The organism is Salinisphaera orenii subsp. orenii MK-B5, assembly GCF_003788635.1.
GTDB classification, from domain to species: domain Bacteria; phylum Pseudomonadota; class Gammaproteobacteria; order Nevskiales; family Salinisphaeraceae; genus Salinisphaera; species Salinisphaera orenii.
Map to the genome: position 1 here is coordinate 316,404 of NZ_AYKH01000012.1, position 20,516 is coordinate 336,919.

Genomic DNA, 20,516 nt, shown 5'->3' on the forward strand with positions numbered 1-20,516 from the left:
CGAGCGCCGACGCTCGGTCCGCGTCAGAGTATGTAGACGAAGATGAACAGCCCGAGCCAGACCACGTCCACGAAGTGCCAGTACCACGCGACCGCTTCGAATCCGAAGTGGTCGTGGGAACTGAAGTGGCCCTTCAGACAGCGCAGCAGGATGATGAACAGCATCAGCGTGCCGAGCGTGACGTGCATGCCGTGGAAGCCGGTGAGCAGGAAAAAGGTCGAGCCGTAGATCCCCGAGCCCAGCGTCAGCCCCAGATGCTGGTAAGCCTCGACGTACTCCAGACCCTGGTAATACAGGAATACCGCGCCCAGAAGCACCGTCGCCGCAAGCCCCGTGCACAGCTTCCAGCGGCTGTCCTCCTTGAGACCCCAGTGCGCCCAGGTCACGGTCACCGAGGAGGTCAGCAGCAGCACGGTGTTCAGCAGGGGCAGATGCCAGGCGTTGACCGTCTCGAAATCACCGCCCACGTTACCCGGGCCGTTCGACGGCCAGGCCCCTTCGAACTCCGGCCAGAGATAGAGATTGGTGAAGAACTTTTCGCCCTCGCCGTTGAGCCACGGCAGCGCGATCATGCGGGTGTAGAACAGCGCGCCGAAGAAGGCGCCGAAGAACATCACCTCGGAGAAGATGAACCAGCCCATGGCCCAGCGATACGTCATGTCTTCCTGATGGCCGTAGACGCCGCCGAGGTTCTCGTTGACGACATCGCGGAACCAGATGAAGACCATGACCAGCGTCATCGCGAGCCCGAGCGCGGCGAAGTACGGCGCCACCGTGGTGCTGCCGTTCAGCCAGAACGCGCCCGAGCCGAGCATGAAGAACAGCGAGACCGTGAGCATGAACGGCCACGGCGACGGCTCCGGCACGTAGTACTTGTGATGTTCGCTGGTCTCAGTCGCCATAGCACATTGTCCTTGCTTGTCCTGCTGCCTCGAAGCCGCCGCGCGGGCGGTTCCATTCGATCCCTGTCGGCCGTCCGGCGCCACGTCAGGCCATCATGCCCGACGAGCGCCCCCGCCGCTGTCTATCGCGCCGCCATCTCGAAGAAGAAGGCGACATAGACGCCCACTGCGATGCCACCGAGCACGATGGCCAGCCACACGTTCTTCCGCTTAGGCGACATACAACCCCGTCGCGCCGGTCACGCCATCTCGCGCGGATCGATCTTCGGCGGCGTCTCGAAGGTGTGATACGGCGCCGGCGAGGCGACCGTCCACTCGAGACCGCGCGCGCCTTCCCAGACCCGGCCCGTGGCCTTCGTGCCCGAACCGCGCATGCACATGATCATGTTGTAGATGAACACGAACTGCCCGATGAAGAACATGAACGCCCCGACCGACGAGACCATGTTGAAGTCCGTGAACTGGACCGCGTAGTCCGGGATACGGCGCGGCATGCCCGCCAGCCCCAGGAAATGCTGCGGGAAGAACAGCACGTTGATCCACACCGCACTCCACCAGAAATGGAACTGGCCGAGCTTTTCGTTGTACATCACGCCGGTCCACTTGGGAATCCAGTAGTAGATGGCAGCAATGATCGAGAAGATCGCGCCCGGCACCAGCACATAGTGGAAATGCGCGACCACGAAGTAGGAGTCGTGATACTGGAAGTCCACCGGCGTGAGCGCGAGCATCAGGCCCGAGAAACCGCCAATCGTGAACAGCACCACGAAACCGAGCGCGAACAGCATCGGCGTTTCGAACGTCATCGAGCCGCGCCACATCGTGGCCACCCAGTTGAACACCTTCACGCCCGTGGGCACCGCGATCAGCATGGTCGCGAACATGAAGAACAGTTCCGCCGACACCGGCATGCCCACCGTGAACATGTGGTGCGCCCACACGATGAACGACAGGAACGCGATCGAGGCCACGGCATAGACCATCGAGTCATGCCCGAACAGCGGCTTGCGCGCGAACGCCGGAATGATCGTGGAGACGATGCCGAAGGCCGGCAGAATCATGATGTATACCTCGGGATGCCCGAAGAACCAGAAGATATGCTGGAACAGCACCGGGTCACCGCCACCGGCCGCGTCGAAGAACGTGGTACCGAAGAAGTGGTCGGTCAGGATCATGGTGACCGCACCGGCGAGTACCGGCATGACCGCGATCAGCAGATAGGCGGTGATCAACCACGTCCAGACGAACAGCGGCATCTTGAGCAGCGGCATGTCCGGCGCACGCATGTTCAGAATGGTGACCACGATATTGATCGCGCCGGTGATCGACGAGATACCGGCCAGATGGAGCGCAAACACCATCAGCGGCAGCGCGTTACCCGTCTGCATGACCAGTGGCGGATACATCGTCCAGCCCGAAGCCGGCCCGCCGCCCGACAGGAACAGCGTGCCCAGCAGCATAGTGAAGGCGAACGGCAGGATCCAGAAACCCCAGTTATTGACACGGGGCAGCGCCAGATCGGAGCAGCCGATCATCATCGGCACCATCCAGTTGGCCAGACCGACGAACGCCGGCATCACCCCGCCGAAGATCATCACCAGCGCATGCAGGGTGATCATCTCGTTGTAGAAGGCCGGATCGACGAACTGGATGCCCGGCGCGAACAGCTCGGCTCGGATCACCAGCGACATCAGCCCGCCGATGAACAGCATCGTGAACGAGAAGATCAGGTAGAGCGTACCCAGATCCTTGTGGTTCGTCGTGCCGATCCAGCGCTTCATCCACGGCCACACACCGTCGGCCAGCGTGACCGGACCGTGGTGATGGTCGTCGTGATGATGGGTATCGGTCGGATTGACAGTGCTCATCGCGTATCTCCTGGGCCGCCGCGTGCGGGGCCTGTGCTATCGCTGCTCGGCAACCTGGGACGGCTGGATGACGTCGCCCGTACTGTTGCCGAACGAATTGCGCTCGTATGTCACGACTGCCGCGATCTCGCGATCGCTGAGCGAGCCCCTGTACGGCGGCATCGCGCCCTTGCCGTTGAGAACCTGCGCCACGTGCGCTTCGACCGGGCCGGTGGTGATCGCGCCGTCCTTGAGGGCCGGGAAGCCGGCCGAGGGCATGCCGCTGCCGTCCGGCTGATGACAGGCCGCACAGAGATTGGCGTACACCGTCTCGCCTTCGCTCATCAGTTCGTCCTCCGAGACCTCGCTCGAGCCGCCGCCCGAAGCGCCGCTCGACCCGTCGCCGGAACCGGTGTCCTCCGAGGACGGCTCGTCGCCGGTGGCCGGCTCGCTGCCTTCATCCTCTTCACCCGAGCCGACGATGCTCTCCTCGGCCTCTTCCGGCTGATCCTCGCGCCCGTCCTCGGTGCGGCCTTCGGTGGCGTTGCCGGCGGTTGGACTTTCCTCGCTCGAAGTAGCCTCGTCGGCGCTGACCTCGCCCGACGAGGGCTGGCCGGTGGCGAGCTCGCCTTCCGATTCGGCGTCGCCGCCCTGCTCCGCGACCCAGTCGTCGTACTCGGACTGGGACACCACCTTCACCACGATCGGCATGAACGCGTGACCGCGTCCGCAGAGCTCCGCGCACTGGCCGCGATAGGTGCCGGTCTCGTTGGCCTTGAACCACATGTCATTGATGTAGCCCGGAATCGCGTCCTTCTTGCCGCCGAGCTCGGGCACCCACCAGGAGTGGATCACGTCGCCGGACGTCAGCAGCAGCCGGACCCGGGTATCGACCGGCACGACCATCGGATTGTCGACGTTGCGCAGATAATGCTCGACGCTCGCCGGGTCGATCCCGGAACCGAGCTGGCGTGCACGATCGCTCTCGCGATCGATCCGGCTGAAGAAGCTCACGTCCTCATCGACGTAGTCGTACTCCCAGAGCCACTGGTAGCCGGTCACGCGAATGGTCATGTCCGGATCGCTGCTGTCCTCGATCTGCAGCAGCGTGCCGGCAGCGGGAATGGCAACCGCGATCAGGATGATGAACGGCACCACCGTCCACGCGATCTCGACGACCGTGGATTCGTGGAAGTGCGCAGCCTCGAAGCCGCGCGCCTTGCGGTGCATGATCACCGAATACAGCATCGCGCCGAAAACGCCGATGCCGATGACCACGCAGATCCAGAAGATCAACATGTGCAGACCGAAGACGTCATCGGTCAGATCGGTCACGCCGCGGCCCATGTTGAGCGTCCATTCGGCGTGGGCCGGCGCCATGGCCAGCGCACCGAGCGCCCCCAGACCCCAACGAGACAGCATGCTGATCTTCTTCATAATCACTCTCTGTATATCCGCCCAGTCCGGCCTACGGCAGCTCGGTCGCGGTGACCCACGACTTGAGCCGCTCGGCGACCTCGGCGCGCTCCTCGTCGGTCAGGCAGCGCCCCAGTTCACAGCCGTGGCCGTGCCGCGTGAGCAGCAGACGGCTCGGGCTGTTTCGATTCACACCGGGCGAAAGCCGCACCTGCGTGAGCAGTCGCGGAAACTCCCATCGCCGCTGTGGTTCGTTCCGTCCGGCCTCGACCTCGATGCGATCCGGATAGACCGAAATCACTTCGCGATACCCGTTGTCCCGCAGACTCGCATAGAGCCCCGCGCCCAGCGCCGCCATCTCGAGTCCGGCGAACGGCCATATCAGCCACAGCCCCCAGACGGTCATCACGCCGGCCACGCCGAACGACACGACGCACATGCCCAGAAAGAACCATTGCGCCTGAGCCACGGTCATCGAACCGTTCGGTGCGATCACCAGACGTCGTACGGAATGTTCGCTGTGCAGTCCGGTCGACATCCCGCCGTATCCTCCGGCCGAGAGTTTATGCGAAGCGCTATACCGCTGGCAAACTTCGGGTTTTATACCCCTACGGGTATGTACGCGCAAACCAGAGCGCCGGATTCAGCGTGAAGTCGGGCGCCGGATCCATGCCCACCCGCGCCACCAGAGGCGCCGGCATGCGCGCTTCGAGGCAGGCCAGATTGGCCGCCAGGCGCGGCTGCTCGGGCGGCAGTGTGTTGGCGATCCAGCCAACCAGGCCCGTGCGGGCGGCGATCGCGTGCGCGGACAGCAGCGCGTGATTGACGCAGCCCAGCCGCATGCCGACGACCAGCAGCACCGGCCAGCCGCGCGCGGCGACCCAGTCGGCGAAGTCCAGAGTATCCGACAACGGCACGTACCAGCCGCCCGCGCCTTCCACGACCACCCAGTCGCTGGCGGCGGCCAGCGCGTCGTGGCCGGCGTCGAGCACCGCCCTGTCCACGGTCGTGCCGGCGTCGGCGGCCGCGATGTGGGGCGCGATCGCGGGCCCGAAGGCATAGGGATTGATCGCATCGTAGCCCCAGCCCGGCGTCCCCGCGGCCTGCAGCGCGAGGGCGTCCTCGTTGCGCAGCCCCTCGGCGCCGGCCACGCAGCCGCTGGCGACAGGCTTGTAGCCGACCGCACTCTGCCCGGCGCCGCGCAGTCCGCGAAGCAGCGCCGTGCTGATACGGGTCTTGCCGACCTCGGTATCCGTACCGGTGACGAACAGCGTGCGCGCGGTCATGTCGCCGGCCCGGCGCGCGGGCCGCGACGCGAATGGCGCAGCCGCGCGCGATCGGCGCGGCGAACGCCCCGCCCGGACGCGTCAATGTCTCGACCCCGAGCCATCCGCGCGCTCACGCCACCGGCTCGCTGGCCCGGACGAACGCCAGCAGGCGTTCGGCGAAGCGCTTCTCGTGGGAGACGAACGGTGCATGCGCGGCCCGCTCGACTCGCCAGCACTCGCCCCGGGGCATCTGCGCGGCCGCCCAGGCCACGCCGTCCGGATGCGCCAGACGGTCGCGCGCCCCGGCGATCCACAACGCCGGGCAATCGATGGCGGACAGCGTTTCGCGGAAATCCGCCTCGAAGAGAATATCGAGTCCGCGCTCCAGCGCGCTGCGCTGCGGCGGCCGATCGATGAGATCGTTGCGCAGGCTGCGCACGGCGCGGGCCGCACCGGGCTCGCCCAGCACCTGCTGCATCAGAAACTCGCTGAGCGTTGTGGAGAAGTCCTCGCTCAGACCGCGGCGAGTGGCTTCGATCGCGCTCGTCTTCATGCCCCAGGACCAGTCCGGCTCGCGCACCATGCGCGGCAACGACGCTACCGGCGCGAGCGCGCGCACCCGATCGGGACAACGCCGCGCCATGGCCAGCGCCACGAGGCCGCCGAGCGACCAGCCCACCACCACCGCCGGCCGTTCGATTCCCGAGGCGACGGCATCCGCCCAGTTATTGAGCCCGGCGTAACCGCCGGGGCTGTCGCCGTGGCCGGGCAGATCGACCAGATGGCAGCGCATCACGTCGGACAGGCGGTCGGCCAGCGGCTGCCAGATCCGCCCGGACAGACCCCAGCCGTGCAGGAAGACCACATCGGGGCCGTGCCCCTGACTGCGGATGTTCAGCGTCATGCACTCTCTCGTGCGGGACAGCGGCGGCGGGCCGCCCCGTCGTGAATCGCATCGGACAGCGCCGCCAGCAGCCCGTCCACCTGGGCCGCACTGTGGCCGGCCGTGAGCGTGACGCGCAAGCGCGACGTGCCCGGCGCGACCGTCGGCGGACGAATCGCCCCGACCAGATAACCGCGGGCGAGCAGCGCATCGCTGAGCGTCAGCGCTCGCGCCTCGGCGCCCAGCACCAGCGGCTGAATGGGGCTGTCCGACGTCTCAAGCGGCAGGTCGAGCTCGGCCGCGCCGCGGCGAAAACGCGCGATCAGCCCGTGCAGATGCCGACGGCGATCGTCGCCGGCGCGCGCGCTCGCCACACCGGCGCGCGCCGCCGCGGCCAGGGCCGGCGGCGGCGCGGTGGAGAATATCAGCGAACGCGCGCTCTGCAGGATCGCCTCAATCACGTCGTCGTCGCCGGCCACGAAGGCCCCGGCCGCGCCGACCGACTTGCCGAGCGTGGCCAGCAGCAGCGGCACGCGGTCGCTGCCCAGTCCCGCCTCGGCGACGCGCCCGGCGCCGCCCGGGCCGAAGACACCGAGGCCGTGCGCATCGTCGACCGCAAGCCAGGCGTCGCGCGCCTGCGCGCTGTCGGCGAGCGCGGCAAGGGGCGCGGTATCGCCGTCCATGGAGAACACGCTGTCGGTCACCAGCAGCCTATGGCCGCCCTCGCAGGCCTGCAGGGCCGTGTCCGCCGCGCCGGCGTTGGCATGGGTGTAAACCTGCTTGGCCGCGCCCGACAGCCGCGCGCCGTCGATCAGCGACGCGTGATTGAGCGCATCGGCCACGATGTGATCGCGCTTGCCCATCAGCGCGCTGATCACGCCGACATTGGCGGCATAGCCCGTGGCGAATACGAGCGCGCGCTCGCGCCCGACCCAGTCGGCCAGCTCGGCTTCGAGCGCGGCGTGCTCGGCGTTGTGGCCGGTGACCAGCTGCGAGGCCGCGCTGCCGGTACCGAGTTCGTCCGCGGCCGCGGCCAGCCGACGCGACAGCGTCGGATCGGCGGCCAGGCCGAGATAGTCGTTGCTGCAGAAATTGATACAGCGGCGCCCGTCGGCCACGACCTCGGGGCCGTGGGCACCCTCGATCACGCGTCGCCGGCGAAAACGGTCGGCGGCGCGGATCTCGGCCAGGCGCTCGCGGCAATGCTCGGCCAGCCTCACGTCGTGTTCAGCCGGCTTCGGCCGCCCGCGCCGCGGCCCGCTCGGCCTGTGGCGCGTGGTCGGCGCTCGGCGCCTCGGTGGGGCCGATATCGCTGTACTTGGGCGAGGCTTCGGGCGCCATGCCGAGCTTGTCGAGCAGCGCCAGATCCTTGAGATGCTCGGGGTTGCTCGTGGTCAGCAGCTGATCGCCGTAGAAGATCGAGTTCGCGCCGGCCAGAAAGCATAGCGTCTGGGTCGCCTCCGACATTTCCTCGCGGCCGGCAGACAGGCGTACATAGGACGCCGGCATCATGATCTTGGCGACCGCGATCGTGCGCACGAAATCCAGTTCGTCGATCGGATCGACGCCGTGCAGCGGCGTGCCCTCGACCTGCACCAGATTGTTGATCGGCACGCTCTGCGGATGCTCGGGCAGATTGGCCAGCTGGCGCAGCAGTTCGGCGCGGTCGGCCGGCGCCTCACCCATGCCGACGATGCCGCCGCAGCAGACCTTCAGGCCGGCCTCGCGCACGTGTTCGAGCGTGTCCAGACGATCGGCGTAGGTGCGCGTGCTGATGATGTCCTCGTAATATTCCGGCGAGGTGTCGAGGTTGTGGTTGTAGTAGTCCAGCCCGGCCTCCTTGAGCTGCTCGGCCTGGCGGGCCTTGAGCATGCCCAGGGTCACGCAGGTCTCCAGACCCTCGTCCTTGACCGCCTGCACCATGTCGATGACCTTCGCCAGATCGCGATCCTTCGGGCTGCGCCAGGCCGCGCCCATGCAGAAACGGGTCGCGCCCGCGCCCTTCGCGCGCCGGGCCGCATCGCGCACCTGTTCCAGCGGCAGCAGCGCTTCGCGCTCCAGGCCGGTATCGAAGCGCACGCTCTGCGGGCAGTAGGCGCAGTCCTCGGGGCAGGCGCCGGTCTTGATCGACATCAGCGTCGACAGCTGCACGGCGTTGGCATCGAAATGCGCGCGGTGCGCCTGCTGGGCGCGGAAGATGAGATCGGTGAAGGGCAGCGCGAACAGGGCGACGACTTCCTCGTGGCTCCAGTCGTGGCGCGGCGCGTGCGCGGCGGCGGTCTCGGACATGGCAGGATCGGCAGTGAAATGTCCGTACAGCTTTGGCGAGCGCCGAGCGGCTGTCAAATCAGAACAGAAATGAAAATTGACCGCTGGTGCAAAATCGTCCAGTCGGCGATCGTCGGCCCGCGCTGCGTACTCTGTCGCGCCCCGGCACCGCTGGATCCCGCGATCTGCAGCGGCTGTCGGGCCGAGCTGCCCTGGCTGGATCGCGCCTGTGCCGGCTGCGCCCTGCCGCTGCCCGGCGATGCGCAGACCACGCACTGTCGTCACTGTCGGCCGACGCCCCGCTTCGAGCACGCCGTGGCCGCATTCCACTACGACGAGCCGGCGCGCTGGCTGATCGCCCGGCTCAAATTCAACGGCGCGCTCGCCCATGCGCGCGTGCTCGGCGATCTGCTGGGCACACGGATTGCGGGGGCCACGCCGGAATCCGAACGGCCCGACGCGCTCGTGCCGGTGCCACTGCACCCGGCCGGTCTGCGCCGTCGGGGCTTCAACCAGGCCACGCTGATCGCGGAACGGCTGGCGCAGGCGCTCGACCGACCGGTGACCCCGCGCGCCGCGGCACGCGTTCGCGACACACCGCCCCAGCGTGAACTGCCGGCCGGCAGCCGCGCCGCCAACGTGCGCGGCGCCTTCGCCTGTCGCGGGCCGTCGCCGGCCGCGCACGTGGCCATCGTCGACGATGTGGTCACCACCACGCGGACCGCCGCGGCGCTCGCCGACGCGCTGCGGCGGGCGGGCGCGCAGCGGATCACGCTCTACTGCGTGGCGCGCGCCTGAGCGGAGCCGCTGCGGCGGCCCGGGTGCCACCGGCGTGCGAGGCGAGACGCATTGCCGGCGCAACCGATTGCCCGGCCTTCAGGCGGCGGGCGCGGACGGCACCGCCAGCACGACGAGTTCGTCGCCGGCCGCCAGTTCGAGATCCGCCTGCTTGTCGGCGGGGTTGAGCTCCAGCCGCGGCGCGCCGCCCGCCCGGCGCATCACCCCGAGCAGGATCTCGTCCTCGGCCGCGCGCTGGGCCTGCAGCGCGGCGAAGCCGACGCCGCGTTCGGCCACGCCCAGCGCCTGCGCGTCGCGAAAGGCGATCTCCGCACCGCCGGCGCCGAACACCTCCTCCATCACCCAGTGCAGCTCGCGACGCAGCGCGATCTGGGTGAGCATGCTCGACTGCAGATCCGGCGAGATCAGGCATTCGACGTGGGGCGCGTCGAACAGACCGGCATTGTCGGCGGACAGCGTCTCGACCAGGATCCGCGGCGGCCGGTCGGCGCTTTCGAGCAGCCGCGAGAGCACGAGATACGCCATGAGCACGCGCGCATCGGCGGCCTCGGCCGAGCCGAGCCAATCGCTGGCCACGAGGATGATGGTGTCGTAGTCGGCCGGCGCCAGGCGGCCCATGTCGTGATAGGCCGTCAGGTCACCCTCGAGCTGGCGCACCGCCGCATGCGCGAACACCGCGCCCGCGCGTTCGAGCTCGCGGTTGCGGACATCGATCGCCAGCTGCGAGAAGACATCGAGGGCCACCGTCTCCCGCCGGTAGGCGTCGAACTCGGCCAGCAGCGCCGGCACCTTGCGGTTCCAGCCCAGCACCAGCACCCGCCGGTGGCCCGCGCGCCGCGCCGCGCGCGCCGAACGCGCCACCGGATCCGGCGTCGCCAGCGCCTGCACCGCCGCGGTGGGCCGACAGTCCTCGAAACTCGCGGCAATGAATGCCAGCCGGTCGTCGGCCTCCACGCGATCGTCGTCACGCGCGTGCAGCGGTACCAGATGCCCGTCGCGCGCCGCGCCCAGCAGCACCGCCCGCTCGAAGCAGGCCGCGACGTCCACCAGCCGCTCGCCGGCCAGGCTCGGACACTCGCGCACGAAAATCTGGCTGCCGACGCCGTCGAGAAACTCGTTATAGACCCAGGACAGGCCGGGGTGGCGGGCGTTCTGCGCCAGCAGGCGGCTGACGATCAGGGCGGTACCGATGAACTCGGCGGGCCCCGGATAGGCTCGTCCCGCCGTCTCGAGATGGCTGGCGTCCAGGATCTCCGTGACCATGAGCGGCAGCGTCTCGGCATCGGCGGTCGCCGCGCTCATCAGCGTCTTGATGGTGGCTTCGTCGGGCGCCGCACCCTCGCGCTCGAACTCCCGTCCCGGGAGCAGCACGGCCGCCGCGTGGCCGAAATCGACCCGCTTGAGGTGGTCCGCGCGCAGGGGCGTACCCGAGCGCAGCGTGATGCGACGCGGATCGTAGCGGGCGCCGAGCCGGTCCTTGAGCTCCTGCACCATGGCCTGGGAGACGCGCTCGGCCAGAATCACGATATGCAGGCGCCGGCCGCCGTGCCGACTGAGAAAGCGCGCCACCCGACCCTCCGAGGCGAGCACCTGCTCGACCATCCGCGCGGTGCGGTTGTTCCAGCCGAGGATGAGCAGGTGATTGTTCTGGGCGATCGGCGTGTAACCGGCCTCCAGCGTCTCGATGGTGTCGTTGAGCCACTGGGTCATGGTCGCGATGAGCGCGCCCACGAACAGCACCACGCCCAGCACCGTCAGCACCGTGGACACGCTGCGCAGCAGCGTGCTCTGGTCGTCGCCGAGATAGCCGGAATCGGTCAGCCGCAGGAAGGCCCACCACACCGCCGCCCCCGGATCGTCGTAGGCGGCATCCGGACCGGCGCCGTAGACGAGCAGACCGGCGCCGAGGGCGATCAGGGCCATGGCCAGCGCGATCACCATGAGCCGGGAGACCACGCCGCGCAGGATGAACTGCTCGATTTTGAACTGGATCAGATGGCGCAGACGCGTGATCAGGCGCATGCGGCGGCTCCCGTGACGGTGTTCAGACGCGCGCGTAGCCGTCGCGCGCACCGGCCCAGCGTTCGATCAGCCGCTCGGCCTCGCGCGGATGATAGACGAGCACGTCGTCGGCGACCGCGAGCGCCCGCTCGGCCAGTGCGGCATCGCGCAAGAGGTCGGCCACCCGGAATGCGGCGGCGCCGGTCTGACGCGTGCCCAGCACCTCGCCCGGGCCGCGCAGTTCCAGGTCGGCGCGCGCGATTGCGAAGCCGTCGGTGGTCTCGCGCAGGGCCGACAGCCGGCGGCGGGCGGTTTCCGACAGCGGCGGCTGGTAGAGCAGCACGCAGTGGCTGTCGACCGAGCCGCGCCCCACCCGGCCGCGCAGCTGGTGCAGCTGTGCCAGGCCCAGGCGCTCGGCGTTCTCGATGATCATCAGCGAGGCGTTGGGCACGTCCACGCCGACCTCGATCACCGTGGTCGCGACCAGCACATCGATGCGGCCCTCCTTGAAGGCGCTCATCGCGCGGGCCTTGGCCTCGGCCTTCATGCGGCCGTGGGCGAGCGTGACCCGGACGCCGTCGAGCGACGTCGACAGCGCCTCCGCCGCGGCCTCGGCGGCCTGGGCCTCGAGCTTCTCGCTGGTCTCGATGAGCGTGCACACCCAGTAGACCTGTCGCCCCGCCGCCACGGCCCGGCCGATGCGCTCAATCACTTCGTCGCGGCGGGTGTTGGGCACGGCGACCGTCACCACGGGCGTGCGCCCGGGCGGCAGCTCGTCGATCACCGAGGTGTCCAGATCGGCATAGGCGCTCATGGCGAGCGTGCGCGGAATGGGGGTCGCGGTCATGATCAGCTGATGCGCGGTCAGCCCGCCGCGATCGGCCTTGTTGCGCAGGGCCAGGCGCTGATTCACCCCGAAGCGGTGCTGTTCGTCGACCACGCACAGTCCCAGCCGGCCGAAGGTCAGCGCCTCCTGAAACAGCGCGTGGGTGCCGACCGCCACCCCGGGCGTGCCGGCGTCGATGGTCGCCACCAGAGCATCGTCGCGCCGTCGCTTGCCGGTGACCAGCCAGACCGGGACGCCGAGCGGCTCCAGCCAGCGCGCCAGACTCGCCGCGTGCTGCTCGGCCAGCAGCTCGGTCGGCGCCATGAACGCCGCCTGCCAGCCGTTCTCCACCGCGGTCAGCACCGCCGCCGCCGCGACCACGGTCTTGCCCGAGCCGACATCGCCCTGGATCAGCCGCAGCATCGGATGCCGCAGCGCCATGTCGGCGAGCATCTCGCCGATCACCCGGCGCTGGGCGGCGGTGGGCTCGAAGCCGAGCTGGGCGAACAACGGCGCGAGCCCGCGGCCGGCGTCACCGAGTGGCGGCGCGTTCTCGGCCTTGACCCGGCGCCGACGCGAGCGCAGGCCCAGCTGATGGCCCAGCAGCTCCTCGAAGGCCAGGCGCGCTACCGCCGGATGACTGCCCGCGACCAGCGCCGCGGTATCATCCGCCGGCCCCGGACGATGGATGCGACGCAGCGCAGCGGCGGATTCGCGGACATCGAACCCCGTGACCAGATCCGCGGGCAGCGCCTCGGGCCAGAAACCCGGCGTATCCAGCAGCGCCAGCGCCTGCCCGGTCATGTCGAACAGACGCTTCTGGGACACGCCCGAGGCCGTGGGGTAGATGGGCCGCAGCTCGGGCTCGATGGCATGGCCCGCGGCCGCATCGGCCACGATCTGATATTCGGGATGCACCATCTCCACGCCGTAGACCCCGGCGCGCGGCTCGCCGAACACCCGGACCCAGACGCCCGGCGCGAAGCGGGCCTGCTGGGCGGGCGCGAAATGGAAGAATCGCAGCCACAGGCGCGCGTCGCCGTCGCTGCAGCTGACCAGCAGGCTGCGCCGACGCCCGTGCCGGATCTCGGCGGCGTCCACGCGCACGACCGCCAGCGCGGCACGATTCATGACCAGCGCCGCGACCGGCGTGACGACGCTACGGTCCTCGTAGCGCAGCGGTCGATGCAGCAGCACGTCGCCGACGCACTCGATGCCGAGCGCCGCGAGCCGCTCGGCGAGCTTGGGGCCGACGCCGTCCAGGCGCCGGCAGGGGTCGTCGGCGCGCGTTACCCGACGGCGGGTCGAGGCCGGCGCCTCAGCCGAGCGCGAGGATGGCATCGGCCTCCACGCGCGCCCCCTTGGGCAGGGCCGCCACCCCGACCGCGGCCCGCGCCGGATAGGGCTTTTGCAGCTTGCGCTCCATCAGCGCATTGACCCGGGGGAAATCGTCGATGTCGGTGAGATAGATCGTGAACTTGACCACGTGGGCAAGCGATCCGCCCGCGGCCTCGGCCACCGCCTCCAGATTGTCGAACACACGCTCGATCTGGGCGTCGATGTCGCCGTCGACCAGATCGCCGCTGGCCGGGTCGAGCGGGATCTGGCCCGAAATATAGACCGCATCGCCGGCCTTGACGGCCTGTGAATACGGCCCGATCGCGCTCGGGGCGCTCTTGGTGTCGATGATCTGATGGGTGATCGGCTGAATCATGATCGCGTCGGCGTCGAAAAAAGCGGTACTCGATTGTCCCACAGCCGGCCGCCGGCCGGCACCCTGCAGCCGGCACGGCGGGCGGGCAACGTGCCCAGGGCCTGTTAACGCTTCATGCGAGCGCCGCATTGGAGATCAGACATCGTGGGCGGCGGGACGGGCAACGCCGCCGGACCCATGGTCGATCGTTCATGTGCGACCAGAAGGGACAAGCACGAGCTCGCATCGGGTGTTCACAGGCCTTAGAAACGCTCGACCTTCTCCACTGCCGGGATACGACGCACCCGCCGGATGATGCCGGCCAGATGGTGTCGATCGCGCACATCGATCAGAAAACGGATGGTGATGAGGGCGCCGCTGGACTCGGGGAACTCGATGTGTTCGATGTTGCAGTCGGCGTCGGCGAACTTGGCCGTGAGGTTGGCGAGCAGGCCGCGCTTGTTGCTCGCGGTCACCCGCAGTTCGACGTCGTACTCGCCGCTGACGTTGTCCGCCCAGGTCAGCTCGACGCGATCCGCCGAGGCGCCCTTGCGAGCCGAGTAGGCACAGCCGAAGCGGTGAACCACCAGGCCCCGGCCCACGCTCGCCTGACCATGGATGGCGTCGCCGGGCACCGGATGGCAGCACTTGGCGAACTCGACCACCAGCCCCTCGGTGCCCTCGACCGCCAGCGGTTTGGCGCGCCGGTTCTTCGCGATCGGCGCATCGCTGGCGAGAAAGTGCCGTGCGACCAGCGGCGCCAGCCGGCGCCCGAGGCCGATCGCGGTGTACAGCGCCGGCAGGCTGGGCTCTTCCATCTCCGCCAGCCCGCGGTCGATGTCGGACCGCGATAACCGGCGCAGGGACAGGCCGAGATCGGCGAGCGCCTTGTCCAGCAGCCGCTCGCCCAGGCGCTGGGCCTTGTCCTCGCGCTGATTCTTGAGGAAGTTGCGCACCCCGTTGCGCGCCTTGGCGGTCTTGAGGAAATGCAGCCAGGCCGCGTTCGGACGGGCGTGCTTGGCGGTGATGACCTCGACCGTCTGTCCGGATTCGAGCTGGCTGTTCAGCGGCGCGAGATTGCCGTCGACGCGGGCCGCCACGCAGCGGTCGCCCAGCTCGGTGTGCACGGCATAGGCGAAGTCGACGCAGGTCGCGCCCTTGGCCAGCCGGATGATGCGGCCCTGCGGGGTGAAGACATAGACCTCGTCGGGAAACAGGTCCATGCGCAGATTGTCGACGAACGTGAGCGAATCGTGCTCGCCGGCGTGCATCTCGGCCAGATGCCCGAGCCATTCCTCGGCGTCGAGGGTACCCAGCTTGCCGGCCCGGTCGCCGAGCTTGTACTGCCAGTGCGCGGCGATGCCGGATTCGGCGATCTGGTCCATCTCTCGGGTGCGGATCTGGACCTCGAACTTGATTCCGCCCCGCGCCATCACGGTGGTGTGCAGCGACTGATAGCCGTTGAGCTTGGGGTTGGCGATGAAGTCGTTGAACTGTTCGGTGATCGGGCGGTACTGGTGGTGGATGATGCCCAGCGCCCGGTAGCACTCGTCCACCGCGTCGACGATCACGCGCACGCCATACAGGTCGAACACATCGAGGAAACGCCGGTGCTTCTCGCGCATCTTGCGATAGATGCTGTAGAGATTCTTGCGCCGGCCCTTCACGTTGGCGCCGATGCCCTCGGCCGCCAGCGCCCGCGACAGCGTCTCCTCGATCTCGCGCAGGAGGCTGCGCCGGTCGCCGGTCACCGATCGGCTGGCCCGCCGCAGCACGTCGTAGCGGCGCGGATAGAGGTTGGCGAAGCCCAGCTCCTCGAGCTCCTCGCGCATGCTGTTGATCCCCAGCCGCCGCGCGATCGGCGCATAGATGTCGAGCGTCTCGCGCGCGATCTGAGCCCGTTTGCGCGGCGCCATGCCGGCGAGCGTGCGCATGTTGTGCAGCCGATCGGCCAGCTTGACGAGGATGACGCGCAGATCGTGCGTCATTGCCAGCATGAGCTTGCGGAAACTCTCGGCGGTAGCCTGCTCGCGGCTGTGGAACTGCGCCCGGTCGAGCTTGGACACGCCGTCGACCAGATGCGCGACCTCGGCGCCGAAACGCTGCGACACCTCGTCGCGCGCGGCGTCGGTGTCCTCGATCACGTCGTGCAGGATCGCGGCGATCAGCGTGGTCGCGTCCATGCGCATCTCGGCGAGAATGCGCGCGACCGCGAGCGGATGATAGATGTAGGGCTCGCCGGTCTTGCGGAACTGGCCGCGGTGCTGGCGCTCGCCGAACTCGTAGGCCGCCCGCACCTTAGCGATGGTGGGCTCCGACAGGTAGCGCTCGAGATATTCCGCGAGCGCATCGATGCCGAACTCACGCGAGATGCGCGAGGTCCGGATCTTGCTCTGTATGCGCGTCAGGCCGCTGGTGATCTCCATGCCTCCAGATTACTGCGATTGCGCCGGCGTGGCGACCATCGGCACCGGCCGGGCGAGCCGCCAACGAAAAAGGGCCGCTGTTCCCAGCGGCCCTTTCGATCGCGAGACGCCGGAGCGTCCTCGGCCGCGGCGCTATTCCTCGGCGTCGGGCTTGTCCTGGGCCTCGGCCTTGTCGGCCCGATCGGCCCTTTCCGCCGCTTCCTCGGCGCGCAGCCGGGTCTCGCCCTCGGCCTCGAGCTCTTCCGGGCTCGGACCCGGCGGCTGCTGGGTCTCCATGCTGGCCGAGACCGGCGGCAGATCGGGCTCGTCGAGAATGGCGATGGTGATTTCGCCGGCCGCGATCTCGCGCAGCGCCAGGACCGTCGGCTTGTCGTCCTCCCACGGCAGATACGCGTTCGCGCCGCGGGCAAGCTGGCGAGCGCGCTTGGACGCGATGCTGGCGAGCTCGAACTTGTTGTTCACATGCTCCAGGCAATCTTCGACGGTGACTCGGGCCATGAGTGTTCTCGCGCGCGGGTGTAAACCGTGCAGTATAGCGCCTATGACGCGCCGCGCCTACCCCAGCGGGTCAGGCCGCCGGGGCGAAGATCCGCTCCAGGGCCGCGAGCGCGGCATCGAAGTGATCGTTGACTACGCGATGGTCGTATTCGTGCGCCCGTGCCATCTCGTCGTCGGCCTCCGCCAGACGGCGGGCGATCGCGGCGTCGTCGTCGGAGGCCCGATCGCGCAGCCGGCGCTCGAGCTCGGCCCGGGACGGCGGCTCGATGAAGATGGTCACCGCCTCGGGCGCGCGCTCACGCACCTGACGCGCCCCCTGCCAGTCGATGTCCAGCACCACGTCATGGCCCGCCGCCAGCCAGCGCTCGGTCTCGGCGGCGCCGGTGCCGTAGTAGCGGTCGAAGACCTGCGCGTACTCGAGGAAGGCCCCCGCCGCGATCATGCGCTGGAAGACGTCCATACTGACGAAGTGATAATCCACGCCGTCGATCTCGCCGGCGCGCGCGGCCCGGGTGGTGTAGGACACCGAGAACCGCACCGTGCGCCCGCGCGGCGCCAGTCGATCGATCAGCGCATGGGTCAGGCTCGTCTTGCCGGCACCGGAGGGCGCCGAAATGACGTAGAGCTGGCCGCGACGCGGCGTACTGGAGGATTCCGAGGACAAGAAGCTACTCGATGCTCTGGCGTTGTATGTGTTCCGGCAGGCGGCGCGGCGGCGACGTGTCCGCACCACGGCCCGGCGCGAGGCCCGTGGCAAACCGCGGCGATGATCTCGACCCGTATCCGACAGGGCCTGCGCCGTCAGGCGCGGAATCTTAGCAGGCCGCCCGCCGCACGCGCGATTGCGGCCCGGCCCGGGCATCCGGGCCTGTGACGGCCGCATCCGGCTCGATCGTGCCGGTACCGGGCGGTTCCGCCCGCTCGCCCCACTCGGCCGGCGGCTCCACTTCCCGGCCCGTGATTTTAGGACTAAGGTGGCGTCGTTGCCGTTTCGGCCGACCGCAACGTTTGGTCTCCAGGTCCTGCCACGGGCTACCGATACGGTGCTGATGCGCGCCCCCGACTCTCGATCGTCCTTCGCCAGCGCGTTCCCGGCGCGGAAGACGGCTGTAGCCCGGTCCCGCGCGACCCCGATGCGGGCTCGTACCCGCCCTACCCCATTCGCCGCAAGGCGCGTTTCGACTGGAGTGATGACTGATGTTCGTTCGACATCTCGACGAGATAACGCAATCGGAAGCCACCGTCGACACCGGTGACTGGGCCAGCCGACGGCTGGTGCTGGCCCGCGACGGCCGCGATTATTCCCTTCACGACACGCTGATGCGCGCCGGCAGCCACACGCTGATCGATTATCCGAATCATCTGGAATCGGCCTACTGCATCGAGGGCGAAGGCGAACTCGAGGACCTGGTTCAAGGGCGCCGTCATCCGATCACGCCCGGCACCGTCTACGGCCTGGAGGCGCTCGACCGGATCCGCCTGCACGCGCATACGGACCTGCGTCTGATCTGCACGGTGACCCCGCCGCTGATCGGCGGCGAGCGGCTGGACGACCAGGGCGGCTTCCCGGTGGCCGCCGACGCGCGACCCGCCCTGCGCAAGAAGAACGTCTTCGTGGTCAACCTGAACGACTTCAATCTCGGACGCCTGCGCTCGATCCGCAACGCCGAGAACTACAATTTCCTCAAACTGCTCGATGCGTCGGACGTGCTCGAACAGGATCACTACGACATCGACGCCATTCTCACCAAGGCGCGGGCCGAACTCGAACGCTACCCCGGCCGCGTGGACGGCCTGATCCATTACATCGACTTTCCGGTGAGCACCACGGTGCCGATCCTGTGCAGCGAATACGGCCTGCCGTCCGCCTCGCTGGAGGCCGTGCTCAAGTGCGAGCACAAGTACTGGAGCCGGATCGAGCAGCAGCAGTGCATCGCCGAGCATATTCCGCAGTTCGCGGCCTTCGATCCGTTCGACAACGACGCCCTGTCGACACTCGGGCTCGAGTTTCCGTTCTGGGTCAAGCCGATCAAGTCGTTCTCGTCGTACCTGGGGTTCATGATCCGCAACGAGCGGGACTGGTCCGAGGCGATCGCCGAGATCCGGGCCCATATCGGCCGTTTCGAAGCGCCCTTCGACCGGCTGCTGTCGCGCGTGCAGATGCCGCCGGAGGTCGCGGGCATCGGCGGGGGCAGCTGTATCGCCGAATCGATCATCGGCGGCCGCATGTGTACCCAGGAAGGCTATGTCCACAAGGGCAAGCTGCGCGTCTACGGCACGGTGGATTCACTGCGCGAGCCCAACGGCTCCTCGTTCGCCAGCTACCAGTATCCCTCGCGGCTGCCCGCGGCGGTGCGCAAGCGCATGACGCGCATCATCGAGACCTTCATGGCGCATATCGGCTACGACAACGCGCCGTTCAACGTCGAGTTCTTCTGGGATGCCAACACCGATCGCATCTGGCTGCTCGAGGTCAATCCGCGCATTTCGGAATCGCACGCCGAGCTGTTCCGCAAGGTCGACGGCGCCTCCCACCACGAGATCGCCACCGATCTGTCGCTGGGCGCCCGCCCGCGACTGCCACATCGCGACGGCGAATACAGCTGCGCCGGCAAGTTCTTCATTCGAGCGTACCAGGACGCCGTCGTCACCGGCGTGCCGGGGGCCGAGCAACTGGCCGAGATCGAGCGGCTCATGCCCGATACCGTCGTCCGGATCATGGCCGAACCCGGCCAACGACTGTCCGCGATGATGGATCAGGACAGCTACAGCTACACCCTGGCGCTGCTGTGGATCGGCGCCAGTTCGCCGCGCCAGCTGCAGCGCCGCTACGAACAGGCGGTGGAGATCCTCGACTTCGAACTGGCGCCGCTCGCCGAGTAGCGCGCGGCGTACCGGGTCGCGACGCGTTACAGACGGCGCAGGGCGGCCGGCTCCATGGCGAGCAGGCTGGCGGTCGCCTGGACGAGCGTGCGCGCGACCCCTTCGGTGGTTGCCAGCGACACCCACTCGTTGGGCGCGTGGGCCTGCTCGATGTCGCCGGGGCCATAGACCACCGTCGGCACGCCGCCGATACGCACCCAGGCCGACATGTCGCAGCCGTAGGGTGCGGCCGAGACCGCGGGCTGCGCGCCGAACACGGCTTCGCCGGCCGCGCACAGGGCATCCACCAGCGGGTGATCGCCCCGAGTCTCGGCGGAACCGAACCCCGCCGCCCGCCAGCGCACCTGCGGCGGATGCGCGCTCAGCCAAGGATCGCTCGCCAGGCCCTCGCTCAGGGTGCGCTCGAAGCGGGCCTTGGCCTCGGCGGTGGTCTCGGACAGCGCCACGCCGATACGGACCTCGACCTCCAGCCGGTCCATCACGCTGGAGGACCACGTCCCCCCGTGAATGGTGCCCACACTGGTCGCATATGGCAGCCTCAGATCCTGCATCAGTGGATGCCGCTCTTCGGCATTGAGCCGCCGCTCGCCCTCTCTCAGCACCGCGTGCACGGCCAGGTAGTGATCGAGGGCGTTCTCGCCCATCAACCGCTTGCTGGCGTGGGCCGACAGGCCGGTGATCTCGAGCACGCAGGACATCGCCCCGGCGTGGGCCACGATGAGCTCGGGCGAGCCGTTGCGGCAGGTCGGCTCGGTGACGATGGCCGCATCCGCGAGCCAGCCGCGTCGGATCGCCGCCAGCGTGCCC

17 protein-coding genes are annotated in these 20,516 nt (G+C 68.7%); 2 read left to right on the top strand and 15 right to left on the bottom strand.

The window, feature by feature from the left end:
- Positions 1–23: 23 nt before the first annotated feature.
- The 8 genes from SAOR_RS08320 to bioB form a co-directional block, all read right to left on the bottom strand.
- Positions 24–902 (bottom strand): cytochrome c oxidase subunit 3, encoded by an 879-nt coding sequence (locus SAOR_RS08320; RefSeq protein ID WP_123631003.1) that lies wholly within the window; start codon positions 900–902, stop codon positions 24–26.
- 239 nt (positions 903–1,141) lie between these two features.
- Positions 1,142–2,770, bottom strand: coding sequence for a cytochrome c oxidase subunit I (gene ctaD, locus SAOR_RS08325; RefSeq protein WP_123631004.1), 1,629 nt, complete (start codon positions 2,768–2,770; stop codon positions 1,142–1,144).
- A 36-nt stretch (positions 2,771–2,806) separates the two neighbouring features.
- The gene (gene coxB, locus SAOR_RS08330; RefSeq protein WP_123631005.1) at positions 2,807–4,171 is read right to left on the bottom strand and encodes a cytochrome c oxidase subunit II; all 1,365 of its coding nucleotides are present in this window, start codon (positions 4,169–4,171) and stop codon (positions 2,807–2,809) included.
- A gap of 46 nt (positions 4,172–4,217) precedes the next feature.
- Positions 4,218–4,703, bottom strand: coding sequence for a DUF2244 domain-containing protein (locus tag SAOR_RS08335; protein WP_123631006.1), 486 nt, complete (start codon positions 4,701–4,703; stop codon positions 4,218–4,220).
- A gap of 70 nt (positions 4,704–4,773) precedes the next feature.
- Positions 4,774–5,451 (bottom strand): dethiobiotin synthase, encoded by a 678-nt coding sequence (gene bioD / locus SAOR_RS08340; RefSeq protein ID WP_123631007.1) that lies wholly within the window; start codon positions 5,449–5,451, stop codon positions 4,774–4,776.
- Positions 5,452–5,563: 112 nt separating this feature from the next.
- Positions 5,564–6,337 carry a pimeloyl-ACP methyl ester esterase BioH gene (bioH, locus tag SAOR_RS08345; RefSeq protein ID WP_123631008.1) on the bottom strand — a complete coding sequence of 258 codons (774 nt, stop codon included), beginning with the start codon at positions 6,335–6,337 and terminating at the stop codon, positions 5,564–5,566.
- The gene (gene bioF / locus SAOR_RS08350) at positions 6,334–7,536 is read right to left on the bottom strand and encodes an 8-amino-7-oxononanoate synthase (RefSeq protein WP_245965424.1); all 1,203 of its coding nucleotides are present in this window, start codon (positions 7,534–7,536) and stop codon (positions 6,334–6,336) included. The genes bioH and bioF overlap by 4 nt, the downstream gene beginning before the upstream one ends.
- 7 nt (positions 7,537–7,543) lie before the next feature.
- Positions 7,544–8,605 (bottom strand): biotin synthase BioB, encoded by a 1,062-nt coding sequence (bioB, locus tag SAOR_RS08355; RefSeq protein ID WP_123631009.1) that lies wholly within the window; start codon positions 8,603–8,605, stop codon positions 7,544–7,546.
- Positions 8,606–8,674: 69 nt separating this feature from the next.
- On the opposite strand from bioB, the gene SAOR_RS08360 reads away from it, so the two are divergent.
- Entirely contained in the window at positions 8,675–9,382 is a 708-nt protein-coding gene (locus tag SAOR_RS08360) for a ComF family protein (RefSeq protein WP_123631010.1), read from the top strand.
- Between the two features lie 78 nt (positions 9,383–9,460).
- Here the strand turns inward: SAOR_RS08360 and SAOR_RS08365 are convergent, their stop codons facing one another.
- From SAOR_RS08365 to gmk, 6 genes are all read right to left on the bottom strand, one after another.
- Positions 9,461–11,404, bottom strand: a complete 1,944-nt coding sequence (locus tag SAOR_RS08365) for a CASTOR/POLLUX-related putative ion channel (RefSeq protein WP_123631011.1) — start codon at positions 11,402–11,404, stop codon at positions 9,461–9,463.
- A gap of 22 nt (positions 11,405–11,426) precedes the next feature.
- Positions 11,427–13,550, bottom strand: a complete 2,124-nt coding sequence (recG, locus tag SAOR_RS08370; protein ID WP_123631012.1) for an ATP-dependent DNA helicase RecG — start codon at positions 13,548–13,550, stop codon at positions 11,427–11,429.
- Positions 13,528–13,923, bottom strand: a complete 396-nt coding sequence (locus SAOR_RS08375; protein ID WP_416235846.1) for a RidA family protein — start codon at positions 13,921–13,923, stop codon at positions 13,528–13,530. The genes recG and SAOR_RS08375 overlap by 23 nt, the downstream gene beginning before the upstream one ends.
- A 242-nt stretch (positions 13,924–14,165) precedes the next feature.
- Entirely contained in the window at positions 14,166–16,328 is a 2,163-nt protein-coding gene (locus SAOR_RS08380; RefSeq protein WP_123631013.1) for a RelA/SpoT family protein, read from the bottom strand.
- Positions 16,329–16,460: 132 nt separating this feature from the next.
- Positions 16,461–16,826 carry a DNA-directed RNA polymerase subunit omega gene (rpoZ, locus tag SAOR_RS17310; protein WP_221179926.1) on the bottom strand — a complete coding sequence of 122 codons (366 nt, stop codon included), beginning with the start codon at positions 16,824–16,826 and terminating at the stop codon, positions 16,461–16,463.
- A 70-nt stretch (positions 16,827–16,896) separates the two neighbouring features.
- Complete coding sequence (gene gmk / locus SAOR_RS08390) at positions 16,897–17,490, bottom strand: guanylate kinase (RefSeq protein ID WP_245965425.1); 594 nt, start codon at positions 17,488–17,490, stop codon at positions 16,897–16,899.
- Positions 17,491–18,023: 533 nt separating this feature from the next.
- Here gmk and SAOR_RS08395 point away from each other — a divergent pair.
- Positions 18,024–19,709: an ectoine synthase gene (locus SAOR_RS08395; protein ID WP_123631014.1), complete on the top strand. Its 1,686-nt coding sequence runs from the start codon at positions 18,024–18,026 to the stop codon at positions 19,707–19,709.
- Positions 19,710–19,735: 26 nt separating this feature from the next.
- Here the strand turns inward: SAOR_RS08395 and SAOR_RS08400 are convergent.
- The coding region (locus tag SAOR_RS08400) for a M20/M25/M40 family metallo-hydrolase (RefSeq protein WP_123631015.1) at positions 19,736–20,516 on the bottom strand (781 nt) is incomplete at its 5' end.

Bases quoted from the DNA above. Each gene is read 5' to 3' on its own strand.
- SAOR_RS08395 (WP_123631014.1), top strand. From the start codon at position 18,024: ATGTTCGTTCGACATCTCGACGAGATAACGCAATCGGAAGCCACCGTC.
- SAOR_RS08365 (WP_123631011.1), bottom strand. From the start codon at position 11,404: ATGCGCCTGATCACGCGTCTGCGCCATCTGATCCAGTTCAAAATCGAG.
- SAOR_RS08375 (WP_416235846.1), bottom strand. From the start codon at position 13,923: ATGATTCAGCCGATCACCCATCAGATCATCGACACCAAGAGCGCCCCG.
- rpoZ (WP_221179926.1), bottom strand. From the start codon at position 16,826: ATGGCCCGAGTCACCGTCGAAGATTGCCTGGAGCATGTGAACAACAAG.
- recG (WP_123631012.1), bottom strand. From the start codon at position 13,550: ATGCCATCCTCGCGCTCGGCTGAGGCGCCGGCCTCGACCCGCCGTCGG.
- bioB (WP_123631009.1), bottom strand. From the start codon at position 8,605: ATGTCCGAGACCGCCGCCGCGCACGCGCCGCGCCACGACTGGAGCCAC.
- SAOR_RS08335 (WP_123631006.1), bottom strand. From the start codon at position 4,703: ATGTCGACCGGACTGCACAGCGAACATTCCGTACGACGTCTGGTGATC.
- bioD (WP_123631007.1), bottom strand. From the start codon at position 5,451: ATGACCGCGCGCACGCTGTTCGTCACCGGTACGGATACCGAGGTCGGC.
- SAOR_RS08380 (WP_123631013.1), bottom strand. From the start codon at position 16,328: ATGGAGATCACCAGCGGCCTGACGCGCATACAGAGCAAGATCCGGACC.
- SAOR_RS08360 (WP_123631010.1), top strand. From the start codon at position 8,675: ATGAAAATTGACCGCTGGTGCAAAATCGTCCAGTCGGCGATCGTCGGC.
- ctaD (WP_123631004.1), bottom strand. From the start codon at position 2,770: ATGAGCACTGTCAATCCGACCGATACCCATCATCACGACGACCATCAC.
- coxB (WP_123631005.1), bottom strand. From the start codon at position 4,171: ATGCTGTCTCGTTGGGGTCTGGGGGCGCTCGGTGCGCTGGCCATGGCG.
- bioH (WP_123631008.1), bottom strand. From the start codon at position 6,337: ATGACGCTGAACATCCGCAGTCAGGGGCACGGCCCCGATGTGGTCTTC.
- SAOR_RS08320 (WP_123631003.1), bottom strand. From the start codon at position 902: ATGGCGACTGAGACCAGCGAACATCACAAGTACTACGTGCCGGAGCCG.